Genomic DNA, 13,806 nt, shown 5'->3' on the forward strand with positions numbered 1-13,806 from the left:
CCCGACTCACGATAGCCACTGCTCGCCCGTCCGCCCGGACCCGATCAGACGGCGAGCAGTCGCGCGAGGTGGCCGCCGACCGCGTCGTCCTCGATCAGGAAGCCGTCGTGCCCGAACGTCGAGCTGATCACGGCGACCTCGTCGCCGTCGATGTTCCCGGGGGCGTGCGCGGCGATGATCCGCTGACCCCCGACCGGGAAGAGGCGGTCGCTGTCGATGCCGAGGACGAGAGTGGGGCTCGTGATGCGGGAGAGCGCCTCCGCCTCGCCGCCCCGTCCGCGCCCGACGTCGTGCGAGTTCATGGCCTCGACGAGCGTGATGTAGCTGTTGGCGTCGAAGCGCCGGGTGAACTTGTTGCCGTGGAAGTCGAGGTAGGACTCGACCGCGAACCGCCCGCCGCCGCCGAGAGGGCTGATCCCGGACTGCCAGCTGCGCTCGAAGCGGTCGTTGAGCTCGGAGGGACTGCGGTAGTTGAGCAGGGCCATCCGTCGGGCGAGGGCGAGGCCGTGGTACGGGCCCTGGCCGTCGCCGGCGTCGTAATACGCGCCGCCGGCGAAGTTCGCATCGCTGCGGATCGCCTCGAGCTGCACGAAGTTGAGGGCGATCTGATCGGCGGTCGCGCGCGGGGGAGCGGCGAGCACGGCGAGCCGGGCCACGCGCTCCGGATGCTCGATGCCCCACTCGAGCGCCTGCATCCCGCCCATGGATCCGCCGATGACCGTGTGCCAGCGCTCGATGCCGAGGAGGTCCGAGAAGAGCGCCTGCGCGCGGACCTGGTCCCGGACGCTCGTGTACGGGAAGCGGGCTCCCCACTCGTGCCCGTCCGGCGCGAGGGAGGCGGGGCCGGTCGAGCCCTGGCAGCCGCCGAGCATGTTCGGGGCGACGACGAAGTAGCGATCGGTGTCGATGACCTCGCCCGGCCCGACGAGCCCGGACCACCAGCCGTCGGTGGCGTGCCCGCGGTCGCCGCGGCCGATCAGGTGGGAGTCGCCGGTCAGAGCGTGCAGCACCAGCACCGCGTTGTCGCCGGAGGGCGAGAGCTCGCCCCAGGTCTCGTAGGCGATGCGCACGTGCGGGAGGTGGCCGCCCGACTCGAAGTCGAACGGGCCGACGTCGACGAAGCGGCGGTTCCCCGGGTCGTCCCCGTCGCGCCAGGCCCCGGTGGCCGGTGGCTTGCCGATCACCGAGCGCAGCTGGCGCTCGGTGACGAACGCGGAAGGGACGGTGTCCTCGAGTGTCTGCTGCCAGTCCATAGCGGTGTCCATCGTGTCAGAGCGCCGCCCCGCGCCGTGGTGTGTTACGCCCCTCCCGGCGTGCGTGCGCGAGATCGCCTCTCACGGACGAGATCCCCCGCCGCAGCAGGGGATCTCGACCGTGCGCTGCCCCTCCCGCGGGAGGGGAGTGGATCAGGCGTTCGCGCGGGAGGCCTCGACGACCGCGCGGGCGGCGCGGAGGGCCTGGGCGAGGTCGGCGCGCAGGTCGTCGATGCTCTCGAGACCGACCGAGAGGCGGACGAGGCCGGGCGTGACCCCCGCCGTCAACTGCTGCTCCGGGGTGAGCTGCGAGTGGGTGGTCGAGGCGGGGTGGATGACGAGCGAGCGGACGTCGCCGATGTTCGCGAGGTGCGAGAACAGCGTGAGCGAGTCGACGAACGCGCGGCCGGCGTCCACTCCTCCCTTGAGCTCGAACGAGAGCACGGCGCCGACGCCCTTGGGCGCGTAGCGGTTCGCGGCGGCGTACCACGGCGAGGTGGGCAGGCCCGAGTAGTTGACCGAGGCGATGTCCGAGTGGTTCTCGAGGTACTCGGCGATCTCCTGCGCGTTCTGCACGTGGCGCTCGATCCGCAGCGACAGGGTCTCGATGCCCTGGATGAGCTGCCAGGCGCTCGCCGGGGCGATCGAGGCGCCGAGGTCGCGCAGCAGCTGCACGCGGGCCTTGATGATGTAGGCGAGGGAGTCGCCGACCGCGGCGGTGTAGACGGCGCCGTGGTACGACTCGTCGGGCGTCGTCAGTCCGGGGAACTTCGCTGCGTTCTCGGTCCACGGGAACGTTCCGCCGTCGACGATGGCGCCGCCGATGACGGTGCCGTGCCCGCCGAGGAACTTGGTCGCCGAGTGCACGATGATGTCGGCGCCGTGCTCGAAGGGGCGGATCAGGTACGGGGTCGCGATCGTGTTGTCGACGATCAGGGGCACGCCGGCCGCGTGGGCGACGTCGGCGACCGCTCGGATGTCGAGGATGTTGATCTTGGGGTTGCCGACGGTCTCGGCGAAGAAGAGCTTGGTGTTCGGGCGCACCGCACGGCGCCACTCCTCCTGGTCGTCCTGGTTCTCGACGAAGGTCGTCTCGATGCCGAGCTTGGCGAGCGTGTACTTGAAGAGGTTGTACGTGCCGCCGTAGATCGAGGAGGACGAGACGATGTGGTCGCCCGCGTGCGCGATGTTCAGCACGGCGGCGGTCTCGGCGGCCTGACCCGACGCGAGCAGCAGGGCGCCGGAGCCGCCCTCGAGAGCGGTGAGGCGCTCCTCCACCACGGCCTGCGTGGGGTTCTGGATGCGCGTGTAGATGTTGCCGAACTCGGCGAGGGCGAAGAGGTTCTTGGCGTGCTGAGCGTTGTCGAACACGTAGGACGTGGTCTGGTAGATCGGAGTCGCGCGGGCCTTGGTGACAGGATCCGGAGCCGCTCCCGAGTGGATCTGCTTGGTCTCGAACTGCCACTGGGCGGGGTCGGTCATGGTGCATCCAATCGGGTCGTGAAGTCGTCCAGGCGGAGTCCGTTCTCCGCCGCGACGAGCCTAGGCGTGCCGCCGCGCGGGGGCGAGGTGCCCGACACACGGGGTAATCCCGGCGAGGCGCTCGGTCAGCGGCGCGGGCCGCGATCCGTCGCGGCGGGCGCGTCCCGCTTCGACCCCGTGGGGTCCGCGCGCCCCGACCGCTCCGGCCGCTCGTCCTTCACCGGAGCGAAGAGCCAGGCCGCCCGCGGCTCCACGATCTTGTGGAACACGGTGCGGGCCCAGCCGAGGGAGAGGACGACCGAGACCGCGATGCAGAGCACGATCATGAGGACGAGTGCGAGGACGCTGTCGGCCGAGGAGAGCACCCCCGACTCCCGCAGCGGGTAGAGGACGAAGCTGTGCAGCAGGTACACGTACATCGTCGACTGGCCCCAGGGAGTGAGGACCGTGCGACCGCGGGGGATGAGCGCGAAGAGCGCGAGCGAGAGGACGACGGCCGTGAGCATCAGGGCGAGCCGCACGAGCCCCGCCCACCAGGCGGTCTCGCCGAGCGCGTCGTACGGGCGGTCGTAGAAGAACCAGAAGCGCAGGTCGGCGGCTCGGAACGCGTCGATGTTGACGGTCATCACCAGCGCCGTGATCGCGAACAGCACGACCGCCACGGCGCGCACGGCGAGCACGCGCGGCGCCGGGAGCGCGAGCCAGCGGTCGACCAGCAGCGCCGAGCCGGCCCTCCATCCGCGCAGCCGCCAGCCGAACACGAAGAAGGGGAGGATCCCGATCGCCCGGGCGAGGGAGAAGGTCGAGTCGATGTTGTCGTAGTAGCTCACTCCGACCGCGAGCACGACGCTGATCAGCAGGGGCCAGCGCAGCAGGGCCAGGTACGGCAGCACGAGTCGGAAGATGCCGAGCGCGAGCAGGAACCACAGCGTCCAGCTCGGCTTCGTCGGGTTGAACTCGGACTGTCCCTCGACCAGGAACTGCACCAGCGTCCAGACCGTCTCCATGATCAGGTAGGGCAGCAGGATGTCGGTCAGGACGCGACGCATCGCCCGGGAGTTCGGCGCCCCCGCCTTCGAGAAGTAGCCCGAGATGATGGCGAAGGCGGGCATGTGGAACGCGTAGACCGTGAGGTACACGATCAGGGAGACGTCCGAGTTGGCGGTCAGCCGCTGGATGCCGTGGCCGATGACGACGAGGGTCACGCAGACGAAGCGCGCGTTGTCCCACAGGGGGACGCGTCGCTTCGGGGGAGCGGTGACACCGCCGGTGGCGGGTGCCGGGTCGGCGGGCTGCACGCGGCCAGACTAGCGTTGGGGTCGACGACGGAGTCGGTGGTGTCCGAGGCTTGACGGAAGGAGACGAGCGTGGTTCGACGCGTCGTGGTGACAGGAGCGAGTTCGGGGATCGGTGCGGCGACGGTGCGCCTGTTCCGGGAGCACGGCTGGGACGTGGTGGCCGTCGCACGGCGCCGCGAGCGGCTCGAAGCGCTCGCCGCGGAGACCGGCGCGGACCTGTTCGTGGCGGATCTCACGGACTCCGATCAGGTCGACGCGCTGCGCGACCACCTGGAGGCGACCGGGGCGGTGCACGCGCTCGTGAACAACGCCGGCGGCGCCCTCGGACTCGACACCGTGGAGGCGTCCGACCCCGCCGACTGGACGCGCATGTTCGAGATCAACGTGCTGTCGGTGAAGCTCGTCACCAGCGCCCTGCTCCCGCTGCTGCGCCGGGGCCTCGCCGACGAGGGCTCCGAGGGCTCCGCCGACATCGTCACCGTGACCTCGATCGCGGGGCACGTCGCCTACGAGGGCGGAGGCGGCTACAACGCCGCGAAGTTCGCCGCGCACGCCCTGGTGGCGGTCCTGCGCCTCGAGCTCGCCGGCGAGCCGATCCGGGTCATCGAGATCGCGCCGGGCATGGTGCACACCGAGGAGTTCTCGCTCGTCCGCTTCGGCGGCGACAAGGCCCGGGCCGACAAGGTGTACGACGGAGTCGCGGCGCCGCTGGTCGCGGAGGACGTCGCAGCCGCGATCGTGTCCTCGGTCGAGCTGCCGCCCCACGTCGACCTCGACCTGGTGACGATCAAGCCGGTCGCGCAGGCCGCGCCGCACAAGGTCGTCCGCGGCGAGCTCGCTCCGAAGCTCTGACGGGGGCCGTCCCGTCGGGCGCTGATGTGACGCGGAGGCGCGTGACGCCTTAGCCTGTCCCTCATGGTTTCCGACGCCGACGACTCCGCCGCCCTCCTCGCCGCCACGGAGAAGGAGGTCCTCGGCTGGCTCGAGTTCGGCGATGCCGCACGCCATCTCGCGGACGACGTGGTCGCGTCGGGCTACCGCCCCGAGCTCGTCGTCGCCATCGCGCGCGGCGGACTGCTGCTCGCGGGGGCCGTCGCCTACGCGCTCGGCATCAAGAGCTGCGGCGCTCTGAACGTCGAGTTCTACACAGGCGTCGAGGCCCGGCTCGCCGAGCCCGTGGTGCTCCCGCCGCTCCTGGACGAGGCGTCGGTGCGCGGCAAGCGGATCCTCCTGGTCGACGACGTCTCCGACTCCGGGCACACCCTCGCCCTGTCGGTGAAGCTGATCCGCGCGATGGGCGCCGAGGTGCGCACCGTCACGCTCTACACGAAGCCCCGCACGGTGCTCGAGCCCGACTTCTTCTGGCGCCGGACTCCGCGCTGGATCGTCTTCCCGTGGTCGGCTCTGCCCCCGGTGGACGGAGCGCTCGGCGAGGACGACGAGTGAGCGTCCACCTGATCGGCGGCGGTGGCGGCGCCGAGCACGACTCCGACCTCTACGGCGCATTCCTGTCGGAGGCGCGCGCCCGCGCCGTCGACGCCGGGCGCATCGAGGGACCCCGCATCGCCATCGTGGTGGTGCACGACGGCCTGGGCCCCGAGGCCTACTCCGGTTACGCGGCGACCCTCGCCTCCGTCGGCCAGCTCGAGCCGGTCCCCGTCCTGAAGCCCGAGGGCGGTCGCATCGACCCGTCCGTCTTCGACGGGGTCGACGGGATCCTCGTGGGCGGCGGACTCACCCCCGCCTACCGCGACGCGCTCGAGCCGTCCTTCGCGCGGCTGCGCGATCTCGTCTCGTCGGGGACCCCGTACGCCGGGTTCTCGGCGGGAGCCGCGATCGCCGCCGACCGCGCCATCGTCGGCGGCTTCCGCATCGGCGGCGTCGTCGTGGCGCCGGAGGAGGCGGCCGAGGAGCTCGACGAGGTGACGGTCCTCGAGGGGATCGGCCTGGTCGACGTCTCGATCGACGTGCACGCCGCGCAGTGGGGCACGCTGGGCCGACTGGTCGCCGCCGTCGAGGCGGGCCTGGTCGATGGAGGGGTCGCCATCGACGAGTCCACCGTCCTCACGGTCGGCACCGGCGCGCTGCGCGTCTCGGGCTCCGGCTCGGTCTGGCGCGCGAGCGCAGGCGAGGCCGGCGTGGTCGTGGCGACACTCGCCGCGGGCTGATGGATCTGCAGGAGCTGGCCGGCGCCGGACTGATCGACCGGGGCTGGGCGGACGCCCTCGCTCCCGTCGGGCCGGACATCGCGGCGATGGGCGACTTCCTCCGCTCCGAGACCGCGGCCGGGCGGCCCTACCTCCCGGCAGGCAAGGACGTGCTCCGCGCGTTCGCGGCACCTCTCGTCGACGTCCGCGTGCTGATCGTCGGCCAGGACCCCTACCCGACGCCCGGGCATCCGATCGGGCTGTCGTTCGCGGTCGAGCGGCACGTGCGGCCGGTGCCGCGCAGTCTCCAGAACATCTACCGCGAGCTCCGCGACGATCTGGGGGTCACGCCTCCGGCGCACGGTGATCTCGGTGCGTGGACGCGCCATGGCGTGATGCTGCTCAACCGCGTCCTCACCGTCGCACCCGGCGCTCCGGCGTCGCATCGGGGGAAGGGCTGGGAGGCCGTGACCGAGCACGCGATCCGCACGCTCGCCGCGCGCGACGCTCCGCTCGTCGCGATCCTCTGGGGGAGGGACGCCGCCGGCCTCCGCCCGATGCTCGGCGACGCCGGCGTGATCGAGAGCGCGCATCCGAGTCCGCTGTCGGCCTCGCGCGGCTTCTTCGGCTCGCGGCCCTTCAGCCGGGCGAACGCGCTCCTCGAGGAGCGGGGCGCCGAGCCGGTGGACTGGAGCCTCGCGGAGTGAGCCGCGGCGCGCTCGTGCGCGCCGATACGCTGGACGAGGTCCGCGCGAGCGGCCCGGGTCGACGGAGGGGATCCCCATGCTGGAGGAAGAGTACGAGCAGCGACGCGTCCTGCCGCCGCACCTGCGGAAGGCGCCGCCGCCCGAGCCCGACTTCTCGTACGAGATCCGCGAGGCGCGCGAGGAGGACCTCCCCGACATCCGCGAGATCTACAACCACTACGTGCGCAACACCGTCGTGACCTTCGACGAGGACGACTCCACGATCAAGGAGTGGCGGTCGAAGTTCGCCCGCAACGTGAAGCTCGGCCTGCCGTTCATCGTCGCGGTGTCCCCGTCGGGACAGATCCTCGGCTACGCGATGGTCTCGCCGTGGTCGTCCAAGCGCGCCTACCGATTCACGGTCGAGAACTCGATCTACCTTCGTGCGGCGTCCACGGGCAAGGGACTCGGCAAGGCGCTGATGACCGAGCTGCTCGACCGGGCGAAGGCGGTCGGCATCCGGCAGATCATGGCCGTCATCGCCGACAAGGGGGCGGAGGCGTCGCTCGCGATGCACGCGCAGTACGGCTTCGTCGAGGTCGGCCGCATGGGCCGGGTGGGCTTCAAGTTCAACCGCTGGCTGAGCACGGTCCTGCTGCAGAAGACGCTGAAGTAGCGTCGCCGCGGACACTGCGAAAGCGCCGTGCCCGCGCGGGCCGCCGACCGCCGTTCCCTACACTTGTCGGCATGGAATGGCTGGTCCCGCTCATCGTCGTCGTGGCCCTCGTGGTGATCCTCGGGATCTACCTTTGGGCGACCTACAACTCCCTGGTCACCCTGAACGTCCGGGTCGACGAGGCCTGGAGCGACATCACCGTCCAGCTGAAGAGGCGCGCGGATCTGATCCCCAACGTCATCGACGCCGTGAAGGGCTACGCCGCCCACGAGAAGCAGGTCTTCGAGCAGGTGACCCGCGCGCGAGCCGAGACCCTGTCGGCGCAGGGGCCCGCCGAGGCGTCCGCGGCCGAGGACCACATGCAGAAGGCGCTCAAGTCGATCTTCGCCGTGGCCGAGGCCTATCCGCAGCTGCAGGCCAGCCAGAACTTCCTCCAGCTGCAGGGCGAGCTCGTCGAGACCGAGGACAGGATCCAGTCGGCCCGCCGCTTCTACAACGGCGGCGTGCGGGAGATGAACACCAAGGTGAAGGTGTTCCCCAACACGCTCTTCTCGCGTCGACTGGGCTTCTCGGAGCGCGACTTCTTCGAGGTCGACAGCCTCGCCGCGATCTCCGAGCCGCCGCGCGTCCAGTTCTAGCGGGCGGCTCTCAGGAGGACGGTCCGGCCGTCGCCGGAACGGCCAGCGGCCCGCCGTTCAAGGTCGTGAGGTACTCCTCGAAGACGGGTGCCGGATCCGCGCCGCTCGCGACCGCGTCGACCAGGGCGCGGCGGACGAGGGCCATCACGATGGTCGCGAGCACGGCGGCGCGCGGGGTCTCATCGGGTTCGAACCCCATGCGCTCAGCGATGCACGGAGTGAGGGCCGCCTCGCCGTCGTGCAGGGACTGCGCCCAGACCGCGCGCATCGCCGGGGTCTCGGTGAGGAGCGGGATGAGGCGCAGCGTGCGGTCGAGCTGCGGGCCCGACGCGGCGGCGGCGAAGGCGGCGCCGAGCGCCGTGCTCAGCGGCTCGTCGGCGGGGCGGGCGGTCAGCGCCCGGCCCATGGCCGCGATGGCGGCGTAGAGCACGGGACGGACGCAGTCCTCCTTGCCGCCGAGGTAGCGGTGGAAGGTGCGCAGCGAGATGCCGGCCGCATGGGAGAGGTCGATCGAGCTCACACCCTTCACCGTGCCGCGCTCGAGGAGGAGCCCCACGCACTTCTCGGAGAGGGCGAGCGCGATCGATCCGGAGCGTTCGTCCACCATGCCGCTCACGCTAGGACATCCGGACGGGCGGACCGCACCGCCGAGAGGAGTGCCGCCGCGAGCGTGCCCCGCTCGACGATCTCCACCGCGTCGAGCCCCTGCCAGGCGGCAGCCTCCAGGAGCAGCACCGCCAGCCGCTCCGCGGTGTCGGCGGGTGCCCCCGGCTCGAGCCAGGCGGCCTGCACGCGCAGGACCTTGCGCTGCCGGTCGCTCTTGAGGTCGACCCGGGCGGCGAGGACGTCGTCGAGGAGCACGGGCAGCACGTAGTAGCCGTGCACGCGCTGTGCTGCGGGCGTGTAGATCTCGATCCGGTAGTGGAAGCCGAAGAGGAGCTCGGCGCGCGGGCGGTGCCAGACGACCGGGTCGAACGGAGAGAGCAGGGCGTCGGCGCGGAGCGATCGCGGCCGACGGGCGTTCGCGTGGAGCCAGAGGGGGACGGGACGTCCGGAGCGCTCCCAGCCGCGGACCGCGACGGGGAGCAGCTCGCCCGCCTCGACCAGGTCGTGGACCGCGGCGAGGGTGGGCGCCCGCCGCAGCCGGTGGTAGTCGGCGAGATCGCCGAGCGTCGCGACTCCGTGCGCGACGGCGGCGCGGCGGACCAGCTCGCGCACCGCGTCCTCCTCCGCCACCTCGGCGTCGAGGACCTTTCGCGGCAGGGCCTGCTCGGCGAGGGCGTAGGAGCGCTCGAAGCGCGTGCGCCCGGCGCTGACCACCTCGCCCCAGCGGAAGAGGACCTCGAGACCGCGCTTGATGTCGGACCAGCCCCACCACGGCCCGGTGCGGACGTTCGACTCGTGCTCGATCTCGGACGCGCGGAGCGGTCCGTCGGCCAGTGCGGCGCGGAGCCAGTCGAGCGTGGCCCGGTTCTCACCGGCCCAGCCCTCGTGCTCGGTGCGGCGGTAGCGCGCCATCCGCCAGCGGTAGAGGGGCACGTCGGCGCGCCGGATCAGCGCCGCCTCGTGCGCCCAGTACTCGAGGTAGTGCCCCTTCGGCGCGAAGGCGACCGCGTCGAGCAGGGAGCGGTCGTACGGCCCCAGGCGCGCGAGCAGCGGAAGGTAGTGGCTCCGCTCGAAGACGTTGACCGAGTCGAGCTGCAGCGGCCGGATGCGGTCGACGACGCCGAGGACCTGACGCGTGCCGATCCGCGGCGGCCGCGGCGCTCCGAAGCCCTGCGCGGCGAGGGCGATGCGGCGCGCGAGGGCGGGGGAGAGCTGCTCGGTCATGGTCCGACCACGCTAGCGAAGGCCTCCGACATCGCCTGCGCCCGATCGCGCACGGCCGTCTCCTGAGTCCTCGCGGTCGATACCGCCCGGGGAATGCGCCGGGGCCTAGTCTGTGGGGATGAGACTCGGCAGGTCCCGCCGCTCCTCCGGCGCCCGCGTCGTCGACACCGCGGCGCCGCCTGTCCTGCACGTCCCGGGGACCTCGCGCCCCGTTCCCGACTCCGCCTTCGTGAGCGACGGGATGCGCATCGCGGGCGCCTGGGCGTGGCGCGTGCTCGTCGTCGTGGCCGCCCTCGCGGTGCTGGCGCTGCTCATCATCGAGCTGCGCCTCATCGTGATCCCGCTGCTGGTCGCCATCGTCATCGCGGCGCTGCTGGTGCCGTTCTCGAGCTTCCTGCAGCGGCACCGCTGGCCCAAGTGGCTCGCGATCACCGTGTCGGAGCTCGGCATCATCGTCATCATCGGCGGCCTGCTCTTCCTGGTCGTGACGCAGGTCTACCAGGGGTTCGACGACCTGAGCCGCCAGACGGTGCAGTCCTACGACGATCTGAAGGCCTGGCTGCTCGAATCGCCGCTGCACCTCACCGAGGACGAGATCAACGAGTACGCGCAGCAGGCGCTGACCGCCCTGCAGCAGGATTCGGGCATGCTCGTCAGCGGAGCGCTGAGCGTCGGCTCGACGATCGGCCACGTCCTGACCGGCGTCCTGCTCACCCTCTTCTCGACCCTGTTCATCTTGATCGACGGCCCGAACATCTGGCGCTGGGTCGTGCGGCTCTTCCCGCACCGCGCTCGCCCCGCGGTCGACGGCGCCGGGCGGGCCGGCTGGGTGACGCTCACCAACTTCGTCAAGGTGCAGATCTTCGTCGCGTTCATCGACGCCGTCGGCATCGGCGTGGGCGCGGCCCTCCTGGGCGTGCCGCTGGCGATCCCGATCGGCGTCCTGGTGTTCCTGGGCTCGTTCGTGCCGGTGATCGGAGCGGTGGCGACCGGCGCTCTCGCCGTCTTCATCGCGCTGGTCTACAACGGGCCGCTGATCGCCCTGATCCTGCTGATCGTCGTCCTCGGCGTCCAGCAGCTCGAGGGGCACATCCTCCAGCCGCTCGTCATGGGATCGGCCATCAAGATCCACCCGCTCGCCGTGGTGCTCGCCGTCGCCGGCGGCTCCATCGTCGCGGGCATCGCGGGCGCCTTCTTCGCGGTGCCCTTCGTCGCGACCCTGAACGTCATGGTCAACTACATCGCCAGCGGCGCCTGGCGCACGCCGACCCGAACCCCCGAGAGAGTTGCCGCAGAGCATGCAGACTAGTCACGTCGCCGGACCGTCCCTCCAGGAGTTCGAGGCGGCGCGCAGCGTCATCGCGCCCGTGATCGCGAACACCCCGATGGAGACGAGCACGTTCCTCGCCCAGGTGCTCGGCTCGCCGGTGTTCCTCAAGTGCGAGAACCTGCAGCGCACCGGCTCCTACAAGATCCGCGGCGCGGTGTTCCGCATGTCGCGGCTCTCGCCCGAGGAGCGCGCGCGCGGCGTCGTCGCGGCGTCGGCGGGCAACCACGCGCAGGGCGTCGCGTACGCCGCGCGCGAGCTGGGCATCTCGGCCACCATCTTCATGCCGATCGGAGTCGCGCTGCCCAAGCTCGCCGCCACCCGCGACTACGGCGCCGACGTGGTGCTGAGCGGCCACATCTTCAACGAATCGCTCGCGGCGGCGGCCGAGTTCGCGGAGCGCACCGGGGCCGTCTTCATCCCGCCGTTCGACCACCCGGACGTGGTCACCGGGCAGGGCACGATCGGACTCGAGATCCTCGAGCAGGCCGAGGGCGTCGAGACGATCGTCGTCCCGATCGGCGGCGGTGGCCTCATCGCCGGCGTCGCCTCGGCGGCGAAGCAGAAGGCCGCGCAGGAGGGGCGCACGCTGCGCGTCATCGGCGTGCAGGCCGCGAACGCCGCTCCCTACCCGCTGTCGCTGGCGAGCGGGGAGCCGACCCTGATCACGATCTCGCCGACGATCGCCGACGGCATCGCGGTGGCCATGCCCGGAGCGCTGAACTTCGCGATCATCCGCGACGTCGTCGACGAGGTCGTGACGGTCGAGGACGACGACATCGCCCGCGCGCTGCTCGTGCTGCTCGAGCGGGCGAAGCTCGTCGTCGAGCCCGCGGGCGCCGTGGGCATCGCGGCGATCCTCACCGGGAAGATCCGCGACGCCGGAAGGACGGCCGTGATCCTCTCGGGCGGCAACATCGACCCGCTGATGATGGAGCGCGTGATCAGCCGCGGCCTCGCCGCCTCCGAGCGCTACCTCAAGATGAGCATCGGCCTGCCGGACCGCCCCGGCCAGCTCGCCCGCATCTCCGAGCTCATCTCCGAGGCCAACGCGAACGTCGTCGAGGTGCTGCACACCCGTCACGGTCGAGGTCTGCAGATCAGCGAGGTCGAACTCGAGATCAGCGTCGAGACGCGCGGTCCGGAGCACGCCGAGCGCGTCCTCCAGGTGCTCCGCGACGCGGGTTACGAACCCCGAGTCGCCCGCAACTGACCGCTGCAACGAGAGACGCCACCCGCGGAGACCTTCCGGACTCCGCAGGTGGCGTCTCCACTCGCGTGCTGCGTCGGGACGATCAGTGGCCGTTCCAGGTCTCGACGTTCACGACGCGGACGCTGATCGTCCGGCCGTTCGGGGCCTCGAAGCTCGTCGAGTCGCCGACCTTCAGGCCCATGATCGCGCCGCCCAGCGGGCTCTGCGGGCTGTAGACGTCGAGGTCGCTCTCGCCGGCCATCTCGCGGTTGCCGAGCAGGAACCGCGACTCGTCGCCGGCGATCTCGGCCGTGATGATCGTGCCGGCCTCGACCACTCCGTGGCTCTCGGGCGGCGTGCCGATCTCGGCCTCGCGCAGGAGCGAGGTGAGCTGGCGGATCCGCGCCTCGATCTTGCCCTGCTCGTCCTTCGCGGCGTGGTAGCCGCCGTTCTCCTTGAGGTCGCCCTCCTCGCGGGCGACCTCGATGCGCTTCGCGATCTCCTCGCGGCCCGCGGTGGACAGTTCGTTCAGCTCCGCCTGGAGGCGGTCGTACGACTCCTGGGTCATCCAGGTGACCTGAGGCTGGTCGGCCATGGTGGGCTCCTCACGTGACTGCCGCGTGCAGGGGTCCGGCGTCCGGGTCCGGGGCTCCCGCCCCGGCGTCCGTGTCGTCCGACGCCCGGCGGCGGTGGAAAAAGACAAGGCCCCGACGAGTCCGTCAGGGCACTCGGCAACCCTACGGGAGCCAGCAGGAGGAGATCAAACCTGTGTTCGCGAGCTCGGTCGTGCGCACCGTCTCGGTGAAGGAGCGGAAGCGCTCGGGGGAGGCGGGGTACTCCACGACGAGCCAGCCCACCACGGCCGACTGCTCGTTGAGCGCCTGGACGGCGCAGGCGACGTCCGTCCCGGCGGGCGCGGTGAGGTCGAAGGAGACGGTGACCGTGCGGTCGTCGACGACCCGGTGCGCCGTGTCCTGCACGTCGACGCCGTCGCGTCCGCTGTCCAGGCCCGCCCAGACCACCCAGGCGGCGAAGACCGCGACGAAGGCGAGCGCGACCGCGCCGAAGAGCCAGCGGTTGCCGCGGCGGCTGCGCGCGGTGCGGCCGTAGCGGGACGCGAGCGGGCCGCTCGCCCGGACGGCGTCGGGATCGACCGCGGTCTCGTCGCTCCGCTCGGAGCTGTCGGACGTGCGGACGGCCACGGAACTCCCCGGATCTAGCGGTTACTGTTGACGGATGGTGCGCGCTCGCTGCGAGCGGTCGCACCGCCCCATTAA

The 13,806-nt window shown here is 71.5% G+C and carries 15 protein-coding genes; 8 read left to right on the forward strand and 7 right to left on the reverse strand.

Going from position 1 to position 13,806, the window contains the following annotated elements:
* Positions 1–44 precede the first annotated feature (44 nt).
* From metX to ASF48_RS06770, 3 genes are all read right to left on the reverse strand, one after another.
* Positions 45–1,253, reverse strand: a complete 1,209-nt coding sequence (gene metX / locus ASF48_RS06760) for a homoserine O-acetyltransferase MetX (protein WP_055788294.1) — start codon at positions 1,251–1,253, stop codon at positions 45–47.
* Between the two features lie 153 nt (positions 1,254–1,406).
* Positions 1,407–2,735 carry a bifunctional o-acetylhomoserine/o-acetylserine sulfhydrylase gene (locus ASF48_RS06765; protein WP_055788297.1) on the reverse strand — a complete coding sequence of 443 codons (1,329 nt, stop codon included), beginning with the start codon at positions 2,733–2,735 and terminating at the stop codon, positions 1,407–1,409.
* A gap of 125 nt (positions 2,736–2,860) precedes the next feature.
* Positions 2,861–4,033 carry an acyltransferase family protein gene (locus ASF48_RS06770; RefSeq protein ID WP_055788301.1) on the reverse strand — a complete coding sequence of 391 codons (1,173 nt, stop codon included), beginning with the start codon at positions 4,031–4,033 and terminating at the stop codon, positions 2,861–2,863.
* 69 nt (positions 4,034–4,102) lie between these two features.
* On the opposite strand from ASF48_RS06770, the gene ASF48_RS06775 reads away from it, so the two are divergent.
* The 6 genes from ASF48_RS06775 to ASF48_RS06800 all read left to right on the forward strand — a co-directional run bounded on the left by ASF48_RS06775 (position 4,103) and on the right by ASF48_RS06800 (position 8,180).
* Positions 4,103–4,885: an SDR family NAD(P)-dependent oxidoreductase gene (locus ASF48_RS06775; protein WP_230671481.1), complete on the forward strand. Its 783-nt coding sequence runs from the start codon at positions 4,103–4,105 to the stop codon at positions 4,883–4,885.
* A gap of 63 nt (positions 4,886–4,948) precedes the next feature.
* Positions 4,949–5,479 (forward strand): phosphoribosyltransferase, encoded by a 531-nt coding sequence (locus ASF48_RS06780; RefSeq protein ID WP_055788307.1) that lies wholly within the window; start codon positions 4,949–4,951, stop codon positions 5,477–5,479.
* Positions 5,476–6,201 carry a peptidase S51 gene (locus ASF48_RS06785; protein WP_055788311.1) on the forward strand — a complete coding sequence of 242 codons (726 nt, stop codon included), beginning with the start codon at positions 5,476–5,478 and terminating at the stop codon, positions 6,199–6,201. The genes ASF48_RS06780 and ASF48_RS06785 overlap by 4 nt, the downstream gene beginning before the upstream one ends.
* Positions 6,201–6,887 (forward strand): uracil-DNA glycosylase, encoded by a 687-nt coding sequence (locus ASF48_RS06790; RefSeq protein ID WP_055788314.1) that lies wholly within the window; start codon positions 6,201–6,203, stop codon positions 6,885–6,887. The genes ASF48_RS06785 and ASF48_RS06790 overlap by 1 nt, the downstream gene beginning before the upstream one ends.
* Positions 6,888–6,963: 76 nt before the next feature.
* Positions 6,964–7,542, forward strand: coding sequence for a GNAT family N-acetyltransferase (locus tag ASF48_RS06795; RefSeq protein ID WP_055788317.1), 579 nt, complete (start codon positions 6,964–6,966; stop codon positions 7,540–7,542).
* Positions 7,543–7,613: 71 nt separating this feature from the next.
* Positions 7,614–8,180 (forward strand): LemA family protein, encoded by a 567-nt coding sequence (locus ASF48_RS06800; RefSeq protein WP_055788320.1) that lies wholly within the window; start codon positions 7,614–7,616, stop codon positions 8,178–8,180.
* 10 nt (positions 8,181–8,190) lie between these two features.
* On the opposite strand, the gene ASF48_RS06805 is transcribed toward ASF48_RS06800, so the two are convergent.
* Together ASF48_RS06805 and ASF48_RS06810 are read right to left on the reverse strand one after the other, a co-directional pair.
* Entirely contained in the window at positions 8,191–8,787 is a 597-nt protein-coding gene (locus ASF48_RS06805; RefSeq protein ID WP_157603072.1) for a TetR/AcrR family transcriptional regulator, read from the reverse strand.
* A gap of 5 nt (positions 8,788–8,792) precedes the next feature.
* Positions 8,793–10,010: a winged helix-turn-helix domain-containing protein gene (locus tag ASF48_RS06810; RefSeq protein ID WP_055788326.1), complete on the reverse strand. Its 1,218-nt coding sequence runs from the start codon at positions 10,008–10,010 to the stop codon at positions 8,793–8,795.
* 118 nt (positions 10,011–10,128) lie between these two features.
* Here ASF48_RS06810 and ASF48_RS06815 point away from each other — a divergent pair, with 118 nt between their 5' ends.
* Both ASF48_RS06815 and ilvA read left to right on the forward strand, forming a co-directional pair.
* The gene (locus ASF48_RS06815) at positions 10,129–11,319 is read left to right on the forward strand and encodes an AI-2E family transporter (RefSeq protein WP_157603073.1); all 1,191 of its coding nucleotides are present in this window, start codon (positions 10,129–10,131) and stop codon (positions 11,317–11,319) included.
* Positions 11,309–12,550, forward strand: coding sequence for a threonine ammonia-lyase (gene ilvA / locus ASF48_RS06820; RefSeq protein WP_055788329.1), 1,242 nt, complete (start codon positions 11,309–11,311; stop codon positions 12,548–12,550). The genes ASF48_RS06815 and ilvA overlap by 11 nt, the downstream gene beginning before the upstream one ends.
* An 82-nt stretch (positions 12,551–12,632) precedes the next feature.
* Here the strand turns inward: ilvA and greA are convergent, their stop codons facing one another.
* The gene (gene greA / locus ASF48_RS06825; protein WP_055788332.1) at positions 12,633–13,124 is read right to left on the reverse strand and encodes a transcription elongation factor GreA; all 492 of its coding nucleotides are present in this window, start codon (positions 13,122–13,124) and stop codon (positions 12,633–12,635) included.
* Positions 13,125–13,266: 142 nt separating this feature from the next.
* A complete protein-coding gene (locus ASF48_RS06830) occupies positions 13,267–13,731 on the reverse strand; it encodes a DUF4307 domain-containing protein (RefSeq protein WP_055788335.1) in 465 nt (154 codons plus the stop codon).
* Positions 13,732–13,806: the final 75 nt, after the last annotated feature.

The sequence above is a fragment of the Rathayibacter sp. Leaf299 genome, assembly GCF_001423055.1.
In the GTDB taxonomy this organism is placed as follows: Bacteria; Actinomycetota; Actinomycetes; order Actinomycetales; family Microbacteriaceae; genus Rathayibacter; species Rathayibacter caricis.